This is a genomic window from Streptomyces tirandamycinicus (genome assembly GCF_003097515.1).
Taxonomy (GTDB): Bacteria; Actinomycetota; Actinomycetes; order Streptomycetales; family Streptomycetaceae; genus Streptomyces; species Streptomyces tirandamycinicus.
The window spans coordinates 403,274-423,555 of record NZ_CP029188.1 but is presented as its reverse complement, the minus strand read 5'-3'; the positions used below and the strand labels follow the sequence as shown (position 1 = coordinate 423,555).

General features: G+C 74.7%; 15 protein-coding genes and 5 tRNA genes. 13 read left to right on the top strand and 7 right to left on the bottom strand.

Features of this window, described 5'->3' with window-relative positions; genetic code table 11:
* The first annotated feature begins 83 nt into the window (after positions 1–83).
* The 7 genes from DDW44_RS01860 (at position 84) to DDW44_RS01830 (ending at position 12,243) form a co-directional block, all read left to right on the top strand.
* On the top strand, positions 84–953 hold the full coding sequence (locus DDW44_RS01860; protein WP_108905331.1) for a MetQ/NlpA family ABC transporter substrate-binding protein: 870 nt from the start codon (positions 84–86) through the stop codon (positions 951–953).
* A 177-nt stretch (positions 954–1,130) separates the two neighbouring features.
* Positions 1,131–1,769 (top strand): GNAT family N-acetyltransferase, encoded by a 639-nt coding sequence (locus DDW44_RS01855; RefSeq protein WP_026164900.1) that lies wholly within the window; start codon positions 1,131–1,133, stop codon positions 1,767–1,769.
* A 458-nt stretch (positions 1,770–2,227) separates the two neighbouring features.
* Positions 2,228–3,439 (top strand): precorrin-6y C5,15-methyltransferase (decarboxylating) subunit CbiE, encoded by a 1,212-nt coding sequence (cbiE, locus tag DDW44_RS01850; RefSeq protein WP_108905330.1) that lies wholly within the window; start codon positions 2,228–2,230, stop codon positions 3,437–3,439.
* Between the two features lie 386 nt (positions 3,440–3,825).
* Positions 3,826–7,902, top strand: a complete 4,077-nt coding sequence (gene cobT / locus DDW44_RS01845) for a nicotinate-nucleotide--dimethylbenzimidazole phosphoribosyltransferase (RefSeq protein WP_108905329.1) — start codon at positions 3,826–3,828, stop codon at positions 7,900–7,902.
* 432 nt (positions 7,903–8,334) lie between these two features.
* A complete protein-coding gene (gene cobA, locus DDW44_RS01840; RefSeq protein ID WP_108905328.1) occupies positions 8,335–9,627 on the top strand; it encodes a uroporphyrinogen-III C-methyltransferase in 1,293 nt (430 codons plus the stop codon).
* Between the two features lie 64 nt (positions 9,628–9,691).
* Entirely contained in the window at positions 9,692–10,585 is an 894-nt protein-coding gene (locus DDW44_RS01835; protein ID WP_108905327.1) for a TrmH family RNA methyltransferase, read from the top strand.
* Between the two features lie 332 nt (positions 10,586–10,917).
* Positions 10,918–12,243: an IS4 family transposase gene (locus DDW44_RS01830; RefSeq protein WP_108905326.1), complete on the top strand. Its 1,326-nt coding sequence runs from the start codon at positions 10,918–10,920 to the stop codon at positions 12,241–12,243.
* A gap of 36 nt (positions 12,244–12,279) precedes the next feature.
* Here the strand turns inward: DDW44_RS01830 and DDW44_RS01825 are convergent, their stop codons facing one another.
* Complete coding sequence (locus tag DDW44_RS01825) at positions 12,280–13,479, bottom strand: serine/threonine-protein kinase (RefSeq protein WP_027732945.1); 1,200 nt, start codon at positions 13,477–13,479, stop codon at positions 12,280–12,282.
* Between the two features lie 680 nt (positions 13,480–14,159).
* Between DDW44_RS01825 and DDW44_RS01815 the strand changes: the two genes are divergently transcribed.
* From DDW44_RS01815 to DDW44_RS01805, 3 genes are all read left to right on the top strand, one after another.
* Positions 14,160–14,366: a hypothetical protein gene (locus DDW44_RS01815; RefSeq protein WP_017945520.1), complete on the top strand. Its 207-nt coding sequence runs from the start codon at positions 14,160–14,162 to the stop codon at positions 14,364–14,366.
* Between the two features lie 397 nt (positions 14,367–14,763).
* Positions 14,764–15,756, top strand: coding sequence for a phosphotransferase family protein (locus DDW44_RS01810; protein ID WP_108905324.1), 993 nt, complete (start codon positions 14,764–14,766; stop codon positions 15,754–15,756).
* A 31-nt stretch (positions 15,757–15,787) separates the two neighbouring features.
* Positions 15,788–16,060: a TFIIB-type zinc ribbon-containing protein gene (locus tag DDW44_RS01805; protein ID WP_026164901.1), complete on the top strand. Its 273-nt coding sequence runs from the start codon at positions 15,788–15,790 to the stop codon at positions 16,058–16,060.
* 164 nt (positions 16,061–16,224) lie between these two features.
* Here the strand turns inward: DDW44_RS01805 and DDW44_RS01800 are convergent.
* The 5 genes from DDW44_RS01800 to DDW44_RS01780 all read right to left on the bottom strand — a co-directional run bounded on the left by DDW44_RS01800 (position 16,225) and on the right by DDW44_RS01780 (position 16,729).
* Positions 16,225–16,296 (bottom strand) — tRNA-Val (locus tag DDW44_RS01800).
* Between the two features lie 52 nt (positions 16,297–16,348).
* Positions 16,349–16,420, bottom strand: a tRNA-Val gene (locus DDW44_RS01795).
* A gap of 52 nt (positions 16,421–16,472) precedes the next feature.
* A tRNA-Val gene (locus DDW44_RS01790) sits at positions 16,473–16,544 on the bottom strand.
* A gap of 1 nt (position 16,545) precedes the next feature.
* Positions 16,546–16,619: transfer RNA gene (locus tag DDW44_RS01785), tRNA-Cys, on the bottom strand.
* Between the two features lie 37 nt (positions 16,620–16,656).
* Positions 16,657–16,729: transfer RNA gene (locus DDW44_RS01780), tRNA-Gly, on the bottom strand.
* 168 nt (positions 16,730–16,897) lie between these two features.
* Here DDW44_RS01780 and DDW44_RS01775 point away from each other — a divergent pair.
* The 3 genes from DDW44_RS01775 (at position 16,898) to DDW44_RS01765 (ending at position 19,691) form a co-directional block, all read left to right on the top strand.
* Complete coding sequence (locus tag DDW44_RS01775; RefSeq protein WP_017945523.1) at positions 16,898–17,947, top strand: chorismate-binding protein; 1,050 nt, start codon at positions 16,898–16,900, stop codon at positions 17,945–17,947.
* Positions 17,944–18,774 (top strand): aminotransferase class IV, encoded by an 831-nt coding sequence (locus DDW44_RS01770; RefSeq protein WP_108905323.1) that lies wholly within the window; start codon positions 17,944–17,946, stop codon positions 18,772–18,774. Before DDW44_RS01775 ends, DDW44_RS01770 begins: the two co-directional genes overlap by 4 nt.
* A 77-nt stretch (positions 18,775–18,851) precedes the next feature.
* Complete coding sequence (locus tag DDW44_RS01765; protein ID WP_108905322.1) at positions 18,852–19,691, top strand: GNAT family N-acetyltransferase; 840 nt, start codon at positions 18,852–18,854, stop codon at positions 19,689–19,691.
* A gap of 79 nt (positions 19,692–19,770) precedes the next feature.
* Here DDW44_RS01765 and DDW44_RS01760 read toward each other — a convergent pair whose 3' ends face one another.
* Complete coding sequence (locus DDW44_RS01760; protein ID WP_108905321.1) at positions 19,771–20,277, bottom strand: DsbA family protein; 507 nt, start codon at positions 20,275–20,277, stop codon at positions 19,771–19,773.
* Positions 20,278–20,282: the final 5 nt, after the last annotated feature.

Here is a 20,282-nt window from a genome sequence, read left to right as displayed (position 1 = left end):
CGGCGCTTCGCCCCGGCCCCTCCAGCGAGCCCGCACTCCTTGTCCGGGCGCCATCACCGCAACACCAGAAAGAGGCACTCTTCGTGCGCAACCTCCGCAAGAACACCAAGCTCACCGCGGCAGCCGCCGCCACCGCCGCGTTCGCCCTCGGCCTCACCGCCTGCGGCACCTCCTCCGACCCCGCCGCGGCCGGGTCCGGCGACCAGGCCGCCGAGACCCAGCCGCTCGTCGTCGCGGCGTCCCCGACCCCGCACGCCGACATCCTCGGCTTCGTCAAGGACAACCTCGCCGCCAAGGCGGGCCTCAAGCTGGAGGTCAGGGAGTTCACGGACTACGTCCTGCCGAACACCGCCACCCAGTCGGGCCAGGTCGGCGCCAACTTCTTCCAGCACAAGCCGTACCTGGACGACTTCAACGCGAAGAACGGCACCACCATCGTCCCGGTGGTCGACGTCCACCTCGAGCCGCTCGGCCTCTACTCGAAGAAGGCCACATCGGTCGAGGACATCAAGCCCGGGCAGACCGTCGCCGTCCCCAACGACACCACCAACGAGGGCCGCGCGCTCCAGCTCCTCGCCGAGAACGGACTCATCACCCTCAAGCCGGGCGTCGGCACCGGCGCCAGGCTGTCCGACATCACCGACCGGAAGGGCCTGGAGTTCAAGGAGCTGGAGGCCGCCACCGTCCCGCGCGCCCTCGACGACGTCGACGCCGCCGTCATCAACGGCAACTACGCGATCGAGGCCGACCTCAAGCCCGCCCGGGACGCCCTCGTTCTGGAGAAGGCGGAGGGCAACCCCTACGCCAACTTCCTCGCCGTCAAGAAGGGCGACGAGAAGGACCCGCGCGTCGAGAAGCTCGCGCGGCTCCTCAACTCACCCGAGGTGAAGAAGTACATCGAGGAGACCTACACCGGCTCCGTCGTCCCGGCGTTCGGCGCTCCCGCCAAGTGACCTCGACGGTACGGCCCTTGAGGGCGTACCGGCCGGGCGGAGGCCCCGTGCACCCGGTGGTGCGCGGGGCCTCCGGCGTAGGCTGAGCCGTACCGACCCGGCCCTGCACAGCGCCGACCCGATGCTGCATGCTGGGCCTTTACGGCCCTTACGACGGTCTTCGGCATGGAGCTGCGCATGACTACCACCTTTCCGGACATCTCCATCAGCACGGAGCGGTTGGTGCTGCGCGCGCTCGAGCCCGCGGACGCCCCGGCCCTCGCCGAGATGATGAACGACGAGCAGGTAGCCGCCTGGACGGCCGTGCCCCAGCCCTACAGCGAGGCCGCCGCGCACCGCTGGATCAGCGACCGCGCCCCCGCCGAGCGCGCCGCCGGACGGGGCATGGACCTCGCCGTCACCGAGTTCCTCACCCAGCGCCTGGTCGGCGTGGTCGGTCTGGGCAAGACCGACTGGCGGGTGCGCTCCACCGAGATGTCGTACATCGTCGCCCCCTGGGCCCGAGGGGAGGGCTACGCCTCCGAGGCGGCCCTCGCCACCGCGCAATGGCTCTTCCGCGACCAGCGGTTCGAGCGTCTGGAACTGCGCACCGCCGCCGACAACACGGCCGCCCAGCAGGTCGCCCAGCGGATCGGCTGCATCAGCGAGGGCGTCCTGCGCGGAGCCTGTATAGCCCGTACCCGCACCGGGGGCGGGAGCTGGGCCGAACTGCGCACCGACTTCATCGTGTGGAGCCTCCTCCCCGAGGACCTCGACGGTGTCGCCGACCAGATGGCCGATGCGGGCGGGTTCGGCGCCTACACCGACTGGAGCTGAACCGCCGGTACGAAGGGCTCCGCCCGGTACCCGTGCCCACCGCCCGCGCCCGAAGGCCGACGGCGCGACCCGGGCGGACCGGCAAGGGCCCCGGCGGCATCGGACGGGCGGCATCGGACGAGTGGCGAAGAGCAGGCGGCATCGCCAGGCGGCATCGGCCCGCGGCGCTGTCCGGCAGCGGTGCCCTCCGGCCCGCGGCGCTCTCGGGGCAGCGGCGCTCTCCGGGCGGCGGCGCTTCGGCCTCCGGCAGGCCGCGCCGGACCGCGGCCGGCCTTCGAGACGTGTCCGCCCCGCGGCACCGGGCAGATGGCGCGGCACCGGGCGGGTGGCACCGGGCCCGCGGCATCCGGGCAGGCGGCTCCACCGCACGTCACCGACACCGGGTACCCTCGGCCCTGCCTGCCCCGGGCCTCGTGGGCACGGTTCTCACCTGCGACGACACCAGGAGAACGACGACGATGGCCGACCGGGTCACGGTGATCGGCTGGGACGGCTCGCCGCTGACCGCGGCCGCCAGGTCCGCCCTGTCCGCCGCCACGCTCGTCGCCGGGGCCGCCCACCATCTGGCGCTCCCCGAAGTGCCGCCGGGCGCCGAACGCATCCGCCTGGGCAGCCTCGACCTCGCCGCGCGAAGGATCGCCGGGCACCGCGGCAGCCCCGTCGTCCTCGCCGACGGCGACCCGGGCTTCTTCGGTGTCGTACGCACCCTGCGTGCCCCGCAGCACGGGCTGGAGGTGGAGGTCGTCCCCGCCGTCTCGGCCGTCGCCGCCGCCTTCGCCCGCGCCGGGATGCCATGGGACGACGCCCAGATCGTCGTCGCCCACAGCCGCACGCTGCGTCGCGCGGTCAACGTCTGCCGGTCCCATCCCAAGGTCGCGGTCCTCACTTCCCCGGGAGCCGGCCCGGCCGAACTCGCCCTGCTCCTCGACGGCGTCCACCGCACCTTCGTGATCTGCGAGGAGCTCGGCACCGCGCGCGAGCAGGTCACCGTGCTGACCTCCGACAAGGTCGCCGACCACAGCTGGCGCGACCCCAACGTCGTCATCGTCGTCGGCGGCGCCAGCACCCAGGGCGGCGCGGGCTGGGCGGCCGGCCGGGAGCCCGGTTACCCCGCACAGGTACGCGGCTGGGCCCTGCCGGACGCCGAGGGCCGGCCCGCCGCCGAGAGCGAGTCGCCACAGCTGCGCGCCACCCAACTCGCCCGGCTCGGGCCCCGCCTCGGCGACCTCGTGTGGGACATCGGCTGCGGCAGCGGAGAGTTCGCCGCCGACGCGGCCCGCTTCGGCGCCGCGGTGCTCGCCGTCGACGCCGACCCGGCCGCCTGCATCCGGACCGACGCCGCCGCGCGCCGCCACGGCGTCCTGCTGCAGACCGTGCACGGCCGGGCGCCGCACGTCCTGGAACGGCTTCCGGAACCCGACGTCGTGCGCATCGGCGGCGGCGGCGTACCCGTCGTCACCGCCTGTGCCGACCGCAGGCCCGAGCGCATCGTCACCCACGCCTCGACCCGGGACGAGGCGGAGTCGATCGGGGCGGCGCTCGCGGAGGGCGGCTACGCCGTCGAATGCGCCCTGCTCCAGTCCGTGGAACTCGATCCCGGCGACTGGTCGGAACGCGAGCGGTCGGTCGTCTTCCTGCTGGCCGGCCACCGCCGGGAACCGGCCTCCTGACCAGCCGCCGAACCGCCCCCCTGAGCCGGGCGCCGAACCCCGGCGGGGTAGGCTGGCCGATCGTCGTACTGCAGCCGGTCATTGGTCGATTCCCCCTCCCGGCCTCCCCGGGAGACCCCCGGTCAGGGTCCGGAAGAGGGGGGTGCTTCGGGCCCCGCTGTGGTACGGCGTGACCGGGGGGACGCGCAAAGTGGCGCAGTCCACAGCGAACCGTGGCCGATCCTGCTGCCGCGGACGCGAACGCCCACGACAATGCTTGTGTCCGCGGGCTTTCGTGCCGCGTGGGGCACACGCTCGTTCTTGTAGTGAGGGGCACGGGTGTGTGCCGCGATCGGGCGCCCCGGGCGAAGGTCTGAAGGAGCACAACCGATGGGCGAGGGGTACGCATGACTGACACCGGCCAGGTCCCGGGCGAGGGACTGCCGGAGAACGCAGGCATGGTGGAGCAGCCGGGCGTCCCCGCCCCCGGTGCGTACACCTTCCTCGACCACTCCGGCAGTGCCCCGGAAGCCGTCCCCGAGGACGACGACCTCCTGCTGATGCCGGGGGCGCAGGGGGCGTGGAGCGATCCGCAGACCGCCACCGCCACCGCCACACAGGCCTCCACCCAGAACGCGACGCAGACCGCGACGCAGACCGCGACGCAGGCCGCGACTCAGGCGACGGCGCCGGAGCCGGCCCCGGGAGCGGGCCACTTCCAGCCGCTGCAGGTCGCCCAGGACGCCATGGCGGCCCGGCACGCGCCGGTTCCCGGGACACCGGCCGGGCCCGGGTACGCCGACGCCGGAACGGACACCGCCCCCGCGCCGGGGCAGCCGCATGCGTATGTCGCGCAGGAGCAGCAGTACGCGGGGGACGAGCCGCGGCTCGCACAGTCCGCCGAGCAGCACGCCGCGCACCTTCAGGCCGTCCCCGGGCAGGCCGTCCCCGCCCAGGCGGTCCCCGCCCAGGCCGGCCCCGCCCAGGCGGTGACCGGCGGGGCCGCGGTGCCCGGGCAGCCCGCCGCCCCCGGCGGGCACACGGCTCAGCAGCCGTCCGCGGATCACGGCGGCAGTGCCGCCCACGGTCAGCCGGGTGGGCACGGCCGGTCCGCGACCTCGGAACGGCCCTCTCCGGAACAGCAGGCCGGCGCCGAACAGCCGGTCCACGAGACCGGTGCCCACGAGGCCGGCGGCCGGGACTCCGGATCCCTCGACCTCGGCGGTGTACGGATGCCGCCGGGGGGTGTGCCCGTTCAGGCCCCGGCTCCGGCCCGCCGCCCCCTGCACATGGGCCCACCGGTCCCCGAGGCGAACAGCGGTGTCGTCCGCTCGCTCGCGGACCGCGGCCCCGCCGCGCACCGCTCCGGCGGCAGCGCCGCGCCCGGGCCGAGCGCCGCGGCGGCACCCGTCGAGGGTCCGCCGACCAGTGGCCTGGAGTACCTCGACGTGCCGCGCGATGACGCCGGGCCGCCTCCCGGCCCGCAGCAGGGCGGGATCCCGCCGCAGGGCGGCCACCCCGACAGCGCCCGGCAGGCGCAGCCCCGGGCCGCCGTGACGGTGCCCGGGGAAGCGGCGTCCGAGGCGGTCGCCCCGGCCCCCGCCGAAACGGTCCCTCCGCAGACCGCACGCCACTCCGCAGACCCGGCGGCCGACGCCGACGAGGCGGTGCCCGCCCCGCCGTATCCGGCGGCGGCATCCGCCGATGCGGCCCAGGAGCCCATGGCCACCGGGCAGTTCGCGGCGGTGGCGGACGCCCCGCCGACGGGTCCCCAAGCCGGGCCCCCGCCGCTGCCCGCGGTGGCGCCGGGGCCCGAAGGGACGGCTCCGGCGTCCGAGGAGGAGCAGGCGGACAACGGGGCCGCCGCGCCCTCGGCCGGGACCGCCGCCCAGGCCGCCGTGGTCTCCGAGCCGGAGCCCGAGCCGGCGGAGGCGCCCCTGCCCGCCGTCGCGGCCGAACCCGTACCGGCACCCGCGGCAGAGGCGGCGGCCGGGGCCGCGCTCGTCCCGGAGCACGTCGCCGCGGCCGTGCCCGGCGAGCCCGCGGAGCCGCAGACGGAGGCGGAAGCCTCCACCGTGCCCGCGACCGGGGAGGACGTGGTGGCGCATGCGGGCGCCGCGCCCGAGCACACCGGCCGGCCCGAGCACACCGGCCAGGCGTCGCAGCCCGGGACGGCCGAGACCGTCGACGGCACGCAGCCCGCCGGGCTCCCCGCACCACCGGCCGGGGACGGGCCTTCGGGCGAGGCCGCGCCTGCCGCCCCCGCCTCGGCCCCGGCGGGAGCGGCCGCTTCTCAGGCCGAGGCTGCCGTCGAGCAGCCGCCCGCCGAGCCCCTGCCCGCCGCCGGGACTCAGCCGATCGCCGAGGCCGCGGCTCAACCGGCTGCCGAGGCTCCGCCGGTCGCCGTGACCGAGGCCGAGGCTGGCGTCGAGCAGCCGCCCGCCGAGGCGCTGTCGCCTGTCGAGCCCCTGCCCGCCGCTGTGACCCAGTCGGCCATCGAAGCCGCGACCCCACCGGCCGCCGAGGCCACGCCGGTCGCCGGGATCGAGGCCGAGGCTGCCGCCGAGCAGCCGCCCGCCGAGACCCTGTCGCCCGCCGAGGCGCTGTCGCCTGTCGAGTCCCTGCCCGCCGCCGAGGCCGAGCCGGGTGGGGAGTCCGGGGCGGAACCGGCCGCCGAGGGAGCGCGACCCGCCGCCGAGGGAGCGCGACCCGCCGCCGAGGACGGTGTGGCGGATGCCGCCGAGACCCGCGGGGCGCCCGCTCCCGGTTACGGCGACGCCGAGCGCGAAGCCGTACTCCGCGTGATGCGCGAGCGCCGCGACATCCGCAACGGCTTCCGCAGCGACCCCATCCCGCACGACGTCCTGCTCCGTGTGCTCGAGGCCGCGCACACCGCGCCGTCCGTGGGCCATTCCCAGCCCTGGGACTTCGTCGTCATCCGCTCCGCCGAGACCCGGCGCTCGATGCACGAGCTCGCCCAGCGCCAGCGCGAGGCGTACGCCAAGTCCCTGCCCAAGGGCCGGGCCAAGCAGTTCAGGCAGCTGAAGATCGAGGCCATCCTCGACACACCCGTCAACATCGTCGTCACCGCCGACCCGACGCGCGGTGGCCGGCACACCCTCGGCCGGCACACCCAGCCGCAGATGGCGCCGTACTCCTCGGCGCTGGCCGTCGAGAACCTGTGGCTCGCCGCCCGCGCCGAAGGGCTCGGCGTCGGCTGGGTCAGCTTCTTCGACGAGCGCGAGATGGTCCGCGCACTCGGCCTGCCCGAGCATCTGGAGGTCGTGGCCTACCTGTGCGTGGGCTACGTCGACGAGTTCCCGGAGGAGCCCGAGCTGATGCAGGCGGGCTGGTCCAAGCGCCGGCCGCTGTCCTGGGTCGTCCACGAGGAGACGTACGGCCGCCGCGCGCTGCCGGGCGAGGAACCGCACGACCTGCTCCAGGAGACTCTCTCCGGCATCCGGCCGCTGGACGCCAAGGCACTCGGTGAGGCGTGGGAGCGGCAGAAGCGGATGACCAAGCCCGCGGGCGCGCTGGGCATGCTGGAGATCATCTCCGCGCAGCTGTCCGGGTTGTCCCGGATGTGCCCGCCGCCGATCCCGGAACCCGCGGCCGTAGCGATCTTCGCGGGCGACCACGGAGTGCACGCCCAGGGCGTCACGGCCTGGCCCCAGGAGGTGACCGGCCAGATGGTCGCGAACTTCCTCGGCGGGGGAGCGGTCTGCAACGCCTTCGCCAACCAGGTCGGCGCGGAGGTCTGCGTCGTCGACGTCGGTGTCGCTTCCGACCTCCCGGCCACCCCGGGGCTGCTGCCGCGCAAGGTGCGCCCCGGTACGGCCGACTTCACGACCGGTCCCGCCCTCAGCCGCGAGGAGGTGCACGCCGCGATCGACGTGGGCATCGAGACCGCCCGCGACCTGGTCGCCGCGGGCAACAAGGCGCTGCTCACCGGGGAGATGGGCATCGCCAACACCACGGCGTCCGCCGCACTGATCACCGTCTACACCGGGGCGGACCCGGCGGAGGTCACCGGGCGGGGCACCGGGATCAACGACGAGATGCACGCGCGGAAGGTGGACGTCGTCCGGCGGGCCCTGGAACTCCACCAGCCGGACGCGGCCGACCCCGTCGGCGTCCTCGCGGCCGTCGGCGGCCTGGAGCACGCGGCGCTGGTCGGCTTCATCCTGGGCGGCGCGTCCCTGCGGACACCGGTCGTCCTGGACGGTGTGTCCGCCGGCGCGGCGGCCCTGGTCGCCCGGGCGGTCGCGCCCGAGGCCCTGGCGGCGTGCATCGCGGGACACCGCAGCGCCGAACCCGGCCATGTCGCCGCCCTGAACAAGCTGGGCCTGCGCCCCCTGGTCGACCTCGATCTCCGCCTCGGTGAAGGTACGGGCGCACTGCTCGCCCTCCCGCTCGTCCAGAGCGCGGCCCGCGCGATGCACGAGGTGGCGACCTTCGACTCGGCGGGCGTCACGGAGAAGTAGCGCGGCGCGGCGGTCCTGCCCCGCCGCGCCTCGCGCCCGCCCGCCTGCCCGTGCGTCCGTCGCCCGCCCGTGCGTCCGTCTCGCGCCCGCCCGTCCGTGCGTACGTGTCGGGCCCGCGCGTCCGTACGGGCTCGCCCCCGCCCCGTGTGCCGCGATCGGCGCACGGGCGCCGTGCACCACGCGTACCGGCACGCGGGCGCGATCCGCGCGGATCGCACGCGGGGGCGCACACCTGCGCGTGCGTCCGGCGTCCGGCCCGCGGTCGCCGTCCGCGCGCTGTCCGCGGCCGCGGACGCGGCCTTCCCGCTCCCGGGGCCGGCAGCGCCGGGCGCTCCACCCCGTATCGTGTTCGCCGGGACGACTCACCTGTCCCCACCAGCCGCTTCACCGTCGCAGCGGCCCCGCACCGCCGCACCGAGGAGCCGCCCCGCCATGGCCGAGCCCATTGAGCACGCAGAGAGCCCCGCACAGCCGCAGCACGCTGCCCGCGACGAGTACCCCGCCTACCCCGTGGGGCTCCGGCTCGCCGGAAGGCGCGTCGTCGTGCTGGGTGGGGGCCAGGTCGCCCAGCGGCGTCTGCCGGCCCTCGTCGCCGCCGGTGCCGACGTCACCCTGATCTCGCCGTCCGCGACACCGTCCGTCGAGGCCATGGCGGAGGCGGGCCAGATCAGCTGGACCCGGCGCCGCTACCAGGAGGGGGACATCGCCGGCGCCTGGTACGCGCTGGTCTCCACCAGCGACCCGGTCGCCAACGAGACCGCCTCCGCCGAGGCGGAGAGGACCAAGACCTGGTGCGTGCGGTCCGACGACGCCGAAGCGGCGACCGCGTGGACACCGGCCACCGGGCGCAGTGAGGGCGTGACGGTCGCGGTGCTCACGGGCCGGGACCCGCGCCGGTCGGCAGCCGTGCGGGACGCCATCGTCGAAGGACTCCGCGACGGTTCCCTCGCCGCGCCGCACAGCCGTGACCGCACGCCCTTCGTCGCGCTCGTCGGCGGCGGCCCGGGCGACCCCGACCTGATCACCGTGCGCGGCCGCCGGCTGCTCGCCGAGGCGGACGTGGTCATCGCCGACCGTCTCGGCCCCCGCGACCTGCTCGACGAACTCCCGCCGCACGTCGAGGTGATCGACGCGGCGAAGATCCCGTACGGCCGCTTCATGGCCCAGGAGGCCATCAACAACGCTCTGGTCGAGCACGCGAAGGCGGGCAGGTCGGTCGTGCGGCTCAAGGGCGGCGACCCGTTCGTCTTCGGCCGCGGGATGGAGGAGGCCCAGGCCCTGGCCCAGGCCGGTATCGCGTGCACGGTGGTGCCGGGCATCTCGAGCTCGATCTCGGTGCCCGCCGCCGCCGGCATCCCGGTCACCCACCGAGGTGTGGCGCACGAGTTCACCGTGGTCAGCGGCCATGTCGCACCGGACGACCCCCGTTCCCTCGTCGACTGGAAGTCGCTCGCCAAACTCACCGGCACGCTGGTGATCCTGATGGGTGTCGACAAGATCGGTGCCATCGCCGAGACCCTCATCGCCCACGGCAAGGCGCCGGAGACCCCGCTCGCGCTGGTGCAGGAGGGCACCACGGCCGCCCAGCGCAGAGTGGACGCGACGCTCGCGACGGTGGCGGAGACCGTCAGGGCACAGGACGTCCGGCCTCCCGCGGTCATCGTCATCGGCGACGTCGTCACCGAGGGCCCCCACACCCGACCAGCGGTAACGGAACTCCGTTGACCAGCGGTAACGGAACTCCGTCCCGCCCGTTGGCACCTCCTCCCGGACAAGGCAGTATCACCCTGTGGCAGATCTCATCACCGTCGACGACCCCGAGGACCCGCGCCTGCGCGACTACACGGGACTGACCGACGTCGAACTGCGGCGGAGGCGCGAGCCCGCGGAGGGCCTGTTCATCGCCGAGGGCGAGAAGGTCATCCGCCGCGCCCGGCACGCCGGTTACGAGATGCGGTCGATGCTGCTGTCCGCCAAGTGGGTCGACGTCATGCGCGATGTCATCGACGAGGTCCCGGCCCCGGTGTACGCGGTCAGCCCGGACCTCGCCGAACGCGTCACCGGCTACCACGTCCACCGCGGCGCCCTCGCGTCCATGCAGCGCAAGCCGCTGCCGGCGGCCGGGGAGCTGCTGCAAAGTGCCCGCCGCGTCGTGGACACGGAGGCCGGCGACCCCACCGGCTTGGGCACGGCGTCGCCCCCGGGTCCGCCAGAGGGCGCAGGTATGCGCGTCGCCGTCTTCGAGGACATCGTCGATCACGCGAATCTGGGGGCTGCATTCCGCAACGCGGCCGCTCTGGGTGTGGACGCCGTCCTCCTCACCCCGCGCTGCGCCGACCCCCTCTACCGGCGGGCCGTGAAGGTGTCGATGGGCGCCGTCTTCCACGTCCCCTGGACCCGGCTGACCTCGTGGCCGAAGGACGTCGAGATCTTCCGCGAGCACGGCTTCGTGACGGCTGCCCTGTGCCTCGACGAGAAGTCGGTCACGATCGACGAACTGGCCGCCCGCCGGTACGAGAAGCTGGTACTCATGCTCGGCACCGAAGGCGACGGACTGTCGGTCGACGCCCTGCGCGCGGCCGATGAATGGGTCCGGATCCCCATGGCCGCGGGCGTGGACTCGCTCAACGTCGCCGCGGCCTCGGCGGTCGCCTTCTACGCGACCCGCCCGCGAGGCGCCTGACCCACCGTCGGTGACCCCCTCGACGACCGCCCGCCCGGCGCTGCGCCGACGGGTACCCGCTCGTCTCCGCAAGAGGCCGCGACGGGGTGCCGGGCGACCGGCGGAACCGGCCGGCCGAGGCAGCGGCGCCGTGACCGGAGAGGCTGTCCCGGCACTAGCTCCAAGGCCGTTCAGTTTGCGGATGGGTGGGGTTGTCCAGGGTCCGTAAGCTGCGGTTTCGCCGGACATGAGGAGCGGAGCCCCGGTAGAACTGGCAGTCGACCAAGACAAGCCGTTCACAAGGACCGGAGGCTCCGCTGTCCGGACAGTGTGCCATCACTCGTGTCGTCACGGTGGCCGGAGGCCGGTTCGCACCCGGTCATCTCGGTGAACTCACCCAGTGCATCCCCTTCGAGATGGTCGACGAGGCATTGAAGGCCACGGGCAGGGTCCAGGAGCGGCTGCGGGACCTGCCATCCCGGGTGGTCGTCTACCTGCTGCTGGCCGGGTGCCTGTTCCCGGAGGTCGGATACCTCGGGGTCTGGCGCAAGCTCACCGGCGCTCTGGCTGGTCTGCCACTGGCCGCGCCGTCGGCAAGCGCGCTGGCCCAGGCCCGCCGCCGTATCGGCGCCACACCGCTGAAATGGCTGTTCGACCTGCTGAAAGGCCCGGTGGCCGGGCCACGGACACCGGGAGCATGGTGGCGCGGACTGCTGGTGATCGCGCTCGACGGCACCACCCTGACGGTCCCCGACACCCCCGCCGTCCTGACCCGGTTCACCAAGCAGGCGGGCAACCACGGCGGGACCGGCTACCCGCAGGTCCGCCTGCTGACCCTGGTCGCCTGCGGCACCCGCACCCTCATCGACGCGGTCTTCGGACCCACCACATCGGGTGAGACCACCCACGCCCCGCGCCTGCTGCCCAGCCTGCGGCCGGGGATGATCCTGCTGGCCGACCGCAACTTCGCCGCCCAGGGGCTGATCAACGACATCGCGGCCACCGGGGCCGAGGTCCTGGTCCGGCTCAAGAACGGGCGCCGGATGCCGATCCTGGCCCGCTACCGGGACGGCTCTTACCTCTCCGCCCTCGGCCCGGTACCCGTGCGCGTCGTCGACTGCGAGATCACCATCACCACCACCGCCGGGAAACACACCGGCCTCTACCGGCTCGCCACCACTCTGCTCGACCACCACCGCCACCCCGCCGGTGAACTGGCCATGCTCTACCACCAGCGCTGGGAGATCGAAACCGCCTACCTGGAACTGAAATCGACCATCCTCGGTGGCCGGGTCCTGCGCGCCCGCACCCCCGAGGGCATCGACCAGGAGATCTACGCCCTGCTGGTGGTCCACCAGCTGCTGCGGACCGCCATGGCGGACGCCACCAGCACCCAGCCCGGCACCGACCCGGACCGGGCCGGCTTCTCCATCGCCTGGCAGGCCGCCCGCGACCAGCTCGTCCTGGCCGCGGGCGTCATCGCCGACACCGCCATCGACCTGGCCGGCACCATCGGTCGGCACGTCCTGGCCGGCCTGCTGCCCCAGCGGCGGCTACGGGTCAGCCCCCGCATCGTCAAACGCGCCATCTCCAAGTACCAGGCCCGAGGCCCCCGCATCGACCGGACCAGCTACAAGGCCACCACTGGCATCGAGATCCTCGCAGCCGCAGGCCCTTGACGACACGACCCAGCCGCAAACTTCACGGCCTTGGCACTAGCTCCGCAGTCCCTGCGCCACCGTGATGCCCAGCGCCACGACGAGCGTCACCACGACGAACACGAAGATCCGCTGGCGAAGCAGCCGGGGGTTGGCCGGTCTGCGTCCGGTGGACGTCGTCCTGGTCCCGGGCCGGGACGCGGGCCTGCCGCCGGTGTTCGAGCCGCCCCGCGACCGGGGCGGCCGCGAGCCGCCCGTACGGGCCGCCTGCTGCCGAGGCATCCGGTCCCGGGACGCGGAGGGCCCCGCCCCGCTGCCCGGCGGCCTGCCCTGGGTGGTCCGCTCCGTGTACCGGGCGGTGCGGCGGCCCGACGGCAGTTCCTCCTCCGTCCGCTCCCGCTGCACCGGGGGACGCATCTCCGGGAGTCCCTGCGCCTCGCGGGCCGCGATCTCCTTCAGCCGCATGGACAGCTGGAGGGTGCTGGGCCGCTCGTCGGGGTCCTTCGCCAGGCAGGCGCGCAGCAGCGGGGCCAGCGCGTCCGGCACCCCGTGCAGCTGGGGCTCCTCATGGACCACCCGGTAGAGCATCACCTCGGAACTGCCGTGCCCGAAGGGGGAGTCACCCGTGGCGGCGTACGCCAGCGTCGCCCCCAGCGAGAAGACGTCCGTCGCGGGGGTGACGGCTGCGCCGCGTACCTGCTCGGGGGCGAGGAAGCCGGGAGAACCGACCGCCGTGCCGACATGGGTGAGCGTGCTCGCTCCGGTGGCCCAGGCGATCCCGAAGTCGATGATCCGGGGGCCCTTGGGGGAGAGGAGGATGTTCGACGGCTTGAGGTCCCGGTGGACCACCCCGGCCTCGTGGACGGCCACGAGGCCTTCGGAGAGCGCCGCCCCGACGGCGGCCGTCTCCGCGGCGGACAGCAGGCCGTCCCCCGCCACCTTGTCGTGCAGCGACGGTCCGGGGACGTACTGGGTGGCGAACCAGGGCCGGTCCGCCTCCAGGTCCGCGGCCACCAGCCGGGCCGTGCAGCCGCCCCGGATCCGCCGGGCCGCCGACACCTCGCGGGCGAAGCGGGACCGGAACTCCTGGTCCTCGGCGAGGTCCGGGCGGATCACCTTCAGTGCGACGCGCTGGCCGCGCCGGTCCGAACCGAGGTACACGACCCCCATCCCGCCTGCGCCGAGCCGCCGGTGCAGCCTGAACGAGCCGACGACACGCGGATCCTCGCGCCGGAGCCGCATCATCGCCATGTTCATCCCCGCCGGCCGGTGGTCCTTCTGACGGGGCACAGCTTACGTACCCGCGGGCCGGTGTGCTGATAGGCCGCGCCCTCGCGGGCCGATCGATTGTCGCTGCACGGTGCGAGAATTGAGCACTGGTCAGAAGCCGGTGCAATCCGGGGCCTCGGGCAGCCCGCGCCTCCAACAGGGCATGAGCGAAAGGCGGTTGGATCGAGGAGGGCGACCGGGGGAGACGGCGGCGGGCGCGGGGCCCCGGCGGGGGCGTATGACGCCGTGGCGGGCGGGGCGGGCCGCCGGGTCGCGACCGTCGCAGGCCGGGGGACGGCCGAGGTGAGCGAAGTCACGCATTCCGGTTACCTCGTGCGGCGGCCCCGATGAACGGCCGGACGCAGCCGCACCGGCCGGGCCGCCCGGCCGCCGGGGCCCCGAAGCCGCCGGCCCCGGGCCCTCCGCGGCCGCCGGCGCCCCGAAGACCGCCGTCCCTTCCGGGAAGACCCCCAGACCCGGGTCCACTTCTCCACCCAGGGGAGTACACACGGCCGGGTGGACTCATCCTCCTGGAGGCCCGGCAATCGGTACGCGGGCATGACGTGGGCCGTCCCCGGGCTCCCTAGTCTTGAGGTCAAGCGGCGGGGGCGGCACTCGTCCCCCGAGGTCACGCACCCGCCGCTGCCGACTCGACGGGGAGAGGGACCATGGCGGACACGGCATCGCGGAGCATGATCCGCACGGAGGAGCGCACGACGTTCGCCGCGTTCGACGGCCGTCCGGGCGGCCGTCGGCATCCGCTGGTCGCCACGGCCATGGTCCTCCCCCTCGCGACCCTGCTGGTCGTCGCCTTCGGCGGCTGGGAGGCAGTGGTCACACAGGCGTCGTCCGTGGGCGTGATGCTGGGGCGCTGAGCGGCGCCCCGGGCCCGGGAGAGCGGCCCGGGCCGGGGACATCCCACCCGAAACCCCGTGGGGACGGGGGTGCGGCGGACGACAGCGATCGGCCGGCCGGCTGGGGAGCCGGCCGGCCGGCGCCATGTCCCCGTCCGGTGCTTCGCCGCCCCGGACGAACAGGCCCCGCCGGTTCCGCCGCGGGCCTGCCGGAGCGCCGGCTCCGTCCGGGCGCCCGCACGGTGCCCGGCTCCCGGCGCAGGGGCCCGCAGGGGTCCGCCGGGGCCCGGACTCCGCAGGCCCGCCCCTCCCGGTGCGCGTGGGCGCCGACGGGTCCGCTGTGCCCCGGCCCCGAACGCCCGGCTCCCCCTGCCCGTACCCTCGGCGCGTGGAACAAGGCGATCGCGATCGCGCACTGGTGCGTGCCCTCGCGGAGGCGGCGAGGGAGGCGGCGCACATAACGGGGGAGGCGCCGCACATACCGGGGGCCGGCGGTGCCTGCCGCGCCTGCGGACAGGACGCGGAGGTGCTGGCCGAGCGGGCCGACGCGGTCGTCGTACGGCACGGGCGGGCGGTGGCGAAGGCCCACGCGCCCGGCACCGCCCCGGAGGCGCATCGTCTGCGCGTCGCCGTCGCCGCCCATCCGCTGCTCGCCGGGATACTCCTGCCGCCGGTCCGCACCACCGGGTCCCTCGCCGGGCGCCCCGTCACCACCTGGCCGTACGGCAGTCCCGTGGACCCGTCCGATCCGGACGCCGCTCCCTGGGAGGAGGCGGCAGCACTGCTCGCCCGGCTGCACACGGTGCCGCTCGGCCCGCTGCCCCGCCCGCTGCCGGTCATGCGCGGTCCGGCCAAGGCCGCCGCGGCGGTCGCCCGGATGCGGGCGGCCGCCCCGGAGCATCCCGCCGCGGGTGCCGTGCTCGGTGCCTGGCACCGGCTGCCCGCCTGGGCCAGGGACGAGGCGCCCGCACCCGTTCCCGCCCGGCTCTGCCACGGCGACCTCCATCTGGGCCAGCTGGTCCGCCATCCCGCCGACGGGGGATCCTGGCACCTCATCGACGTCGACGACCTCGGTCTCGGCGACCCGGCCTGGGACCTGGCCCGTCCCGCCGCGTGGTTCGCGGCGGGTCTGCTCGCCCCGGACGTCTGGGCACGCTTCCTCGGCGCCTACCGCGCCGCCGGCGGTCCCGCCGCGGGGCCCGACGGAGCCGACCCATGGCCGCTGCTCGATGTGCCGGCCCGCGCCCTGACCGTCCAGACAGCGGCCCTCGCCCTGGCGAAGAGCAGCGCCCAGCGGCGCGATCTCGACGACGTCGAAGGGGCGATGACCGGAGCATGCGCCCGAATCGCCGCCCTTCCGGCCGAGTTGGACGACATGATGCGGCCGCCGGATGGGAACGGGACCACCTGATGAGACCGAGCGGCGAGGAGCTGACCGAACCATGCAGTGTCCCAAGTGCCATGCACCCATGCACACGTACAACCGCAACGGCGTCCACATCGAGCAGTGCAGCGGCTGCCGGGGGATATTCCTGGACTACGGGGAACTGGAGGCGCTGACCCGGCTTGAGAGCCAGTGGGTCCAGCAGGCCCCGCCGCCCGCCCCGCAGGGCCGTCCGGCGCCCGCGCAGCCGGCCTGGGGCGCCCCGCACCACGGCCACCACGGCGGCCATCACCGCCAGCGCGGCTTCGGCCGGATGCTCTTCTCGTCGTGACGCTCCGGTCGCGCCGGCCTCCCGCAGGCGGCCCGCGTGACCGGGACACGACGGCCCGGGGAACACCACCGATCACGGGGAACACGACCGACCACAGGGGACGCGACGCCCCGGGAACACGCAGGAGCCCCCGGCCGCCTGACGCGGCCGGGGGCTCCGGGCTGTGGACGATACTGGGATTGAACCAGTGACCTCTTCCGTGTCAGGGAAGCGCTCTCCCGCTGAGCTAATCGTCCTCGGGGCCACGGCGCGGAGGCCGTGGGTACTGCGTGTGCCGTGGGTACTGCGTGGACGATACTGGGATTGAACCAGTGACCTCTTCCGTGTCAGGGAAGCGCTCTCCCGCTGAGCTAATCGTCCTCGGGATCACGGCGCGGAGGCCGTGGGTACTGCGTGTGCCGTGGGTACTGCGTGGACGATACTGGGATTGAACCAGTGACCTCTTCCGTGTCAGGGAAGCGCTCTCCCGCTGAGCTAATCGTCCTTGGAGGTGGAGACGGGATTTGAACCCGTGTAGACGGCTTTGCAGGCCGTTGCCTCGCCTCTCGGCCACTCCACCCCGGAGTGCGGGGGTCGGAACGACCCCCTCCTCTTCGAGCGGACGACGAGATTCGAACTCGCGACCCTCACCTTGGCAAGGTGATGCTCTACCAACTGAGCCACGTCCGCCTGTCGTTTCCGGTCCGCTTCCGCGTCCCGGCGACGTGTTGAACTTTAGCGGATTCCTGGGCCAGCACAAAAACGCGTTTCCGCAGCGTGCTGAGCCGCGCTCACGCCGGGTTCCTCCCCGGGTGCGCGCCGGAGCGGCCGCCGGGGGCCCGCCATAGACTCGCAGCCGTGCACGACCTCGCTCCCATGGCCCGCTTCGGCGGCCTCGTCGCCACCGACCTCCGGGATGTCACCAGCGACCCCGAGGCACTGGACTCGTCCGGCTTCTGGGCCGTCGCCGCCGACTTCGAAGGGCGTCTGACCTGCGCTCGCTTCGGGGACGTCCGCCACGCGCCGGTGCCCGCCCCGGACCCCGGGCGCTGGCGCGGACCCGCCGCCGGCGACTGGACCACCTCCATGGACCGGGCCGCGTACACCGCGGGCGTGCGCCGCATCCGCGCGCACATCGCGGCCGGCGAGGTCTACCAGGCGAACCTGTGCCGGGTGCTGTCGGCGCCACTGCCCGATCCCGCGGCCGCCGACGTCGACGCCCTGACCGCGCTGCTCGCCCGCGGCAACCCGGCCCCGTACGCGGGCACGATCCGGCTGTCCGCGCACGGCGTGGAGATCGCCACCGCCTCGCCCGAGCTCTATCTGCGCCGCGAGGGGAGCAGGGTCGAGTCGGGACCGATCAAGGGCACCGGCCGCACGGCCGCCGACCTGCTCGAGAAGGACCACGCGGAGAACGTGATGATCGTGGACCTGGTCCGCAACGACCTCGGCCGCGTCTGCGCCTCGGGTTCCGTGACCGTCCCGGCCCTGTGCGCCGTGGAGGCCCATCCCGGCCTGGTCCACCTCGTCTCCACCGTCCGCGGCGAGCTCGCGCCGGGCGCGGGATGGCGCGAGCTGCTGGACGCCACCTTCCCGCCGGGCTCGGTCACCGGAGCGCCGAAGTCCAGCGCCCTGCGGATCCTGGCGGAGCTGGAGACGGCGCCCCGCGGCCCCTACTGCGGCGGTATCGGCTGGGTCGACGCCGACCGCGGCACCGGCGAGCTGGCCGTCGGCATACGCACCTTCTGGATCGACCGTGAACGGGGAGTCCTCCGCTTCGGCACCGGAGCCGGGATCACCTGGGGCTCCGACCCGGAGCGGGAGTGGGACGAGACCGAACTGAAGGCGTCCCGGCTGCTCGCGGTAGCGTCGGGGACGTACGCGCAGAGTGGAAGGACCGGGCGATGAGGATCTGGGTCAACGGCGGACTGCGGGACGCCGGCGATGCCGTGGTTTCGGTGTTCGATCACGGGCTGACCGTGGGCGACGGCGTCTTCGAGACCGTGAAGGCGACCGAGGGCCGCCCCTTCGCCCTCACCCGGCACCTCGACCGGCTCACCCGCTCGGCCCGCGGCCTCGGCCTGCCCGACCCGGACCACGACGAGGTGCGCCGCGCCTGCGCCGCCGTGCTCCAGGCCCATCCCATGCCGCTTGGCCGGCTCCGGATCACCTACACGGGCGGGCTCTCGCCGCTCGGCTCCGACCGCGGCGACAAGGGCCCCTCGCTCGTCGTGGCCCTCGCCGCCACCACGCGCCGCCCCGACACCACCGCGGTGATCACGGTGCCGTGGACCCGCAACGAGCGCGGTGCGCTGGCGGGGCTGAAGACCACCTCGTACGCGGAGAACGTCGTCGCCCTCGCCCGCGCCCACGAGCGGGGCGCGTCCGAGGCGATCTTCGCCAACACCGTCGGGCAGCTCTGCGAGGGCACCGGCTCGAACGTCTTCGTCGTCGTCGACGGCCAGCTGTTCACCCCGCCCGTCTCCTCGGGCTGCCTCGCCGGCATCACCCGCGCCCTCACCGCGGACTGGACCGGGGCGCAGGAGGCCGATCTGCCGATGGACGTGCTGGAGCGCGCCGAGGAGATCTTCCTGACCTCCTCCACCCGTGACGTGCAGGCCGTCCACCGCGTCGACGGCCGCGAGCTGCCCGGTGCCCCCGGGCCCCTGACGGCCAAGGCCATGCGGATCTTCGAGGAGCACGCCGCCGCCGACCCCGATCCCCTGCCTCTCTGAGGGACGCCCCCGCCGCTCCGGGGGCCGGCCCGTACGGGCATGGTGACGCGTGGCCCCGGGACAGGTAGAACACCCTGATGACCACCACCCTGCGGCCGACCGGGCCGCTCCAGCGGGGCGCGGACGGCGCCATGTCACGCGGCTACGACGTCTGCGTCAACGGCAGGCCGGTGGGCTCCGTCGAGCTCGCCCGCGACCCGGACGCCGGCCCCTCGACGGGCGTCCTGCGGTCCCTCGCCATCGACGAGGACGACCGGGGCCGCGGCCGGGGCACGGTCGCGGCGCTCGCGGCCGAGGAGGTGCTGCGGGGCTGGGGCTGCACCCGCGTCGTGACCGCCGTGCCCGCGGAGGCGACCGCCGCGCTGCGGCTGGCCACCGCGCTCTGGTACGCCGAGACCGGCCGCACGCTGCGCAAGGGGGTGCCGCACGAACCGCCCGCGCTGCCCGGGGGAGTGTCGAGCCGCCCCCTGACGGACGCGGAGTTCGCGTCGTGGCGGGTGGACGCCGTCGAGCGCTACGCGCGGACCTGGACGGAACGGGGCCTCCCCGAGGACCTGGCCCGTGCCCGCTCGGACGCCGACCACCGGGAAAAGCTCCCCGACGGCCCCGCGACCCGTGGCGCGTGGCTGCGCGCCCTGGCCGTGGACGGCGCCGCCGTGGGCCACGTCTGGGTCGCGGAACGTACTCCGCTCCCGGGGGAGCGGGACGCGTACGTGTACGACGTGTGTGTCGCCGAGGCGCACCGCGGACAGGGGTACGGACGGGCGCTGATGCTGGTCGCCGAGCAGATCGCCCACGCGGCCGGAGTCCCGGTGCTCGGACTGCACGTCGCCGCCGGGAACGCCCCCGCGGCCGGTCTCTACGCGTCGCTCGGCTACCGGCCCGCGCTCCACCACTACGCCAAGGTGCTGCTGTAGCGCCTCGGCCGGCGAGGTGCCCGGTCCGGTCCCGGAGTCCCGTCCGGTCCGGGTGTTCCGTCCGGTCCGGGAGGGTCCGTCATCCGGCGAGGAGCCGGCCGGCGATCTCCTCGACGCGCTCGCGCAGCCCCTCCTGGCTCTTGCCGCCGTCGAGCCGCTCGCCGCCGATGACGTACGTCGGGGTGCCGGAGACCCCGATCGCCTTGCCCTCGGCCTGGTCGGCGTCGACGATCAGAATGTGCCGGCCGTCGACGAGGGCGGTGTCGAACTCCTCGGCGTCCATGCCGAGTTCACGGGCGACCCGGACGAGGAACGGCTCGCCCTCGCGGTCGAGCTCCTCGGCGCGGGTGAGGACGGCCTCCACGTATTCCCAGCCCCGGCCCTGCGCGAAGGCCTCCTCGGCGGCCTGCGCGGCGGCGAAGGCGTGCCGGTGCTTCTCCAGCGGGAAGTGGCGCAGGCGGATCTCCAGCCGGTCGCCGAAGTGGGCGCGCAGGGCCCGCAGATCGGGAAGGGCGGTACGGCAGTCGGTGCACTGCAGCTCGCACCAGACGTCCAGGACGACGGGGGCCGGGGAGGAGTCGCTCATGGGGC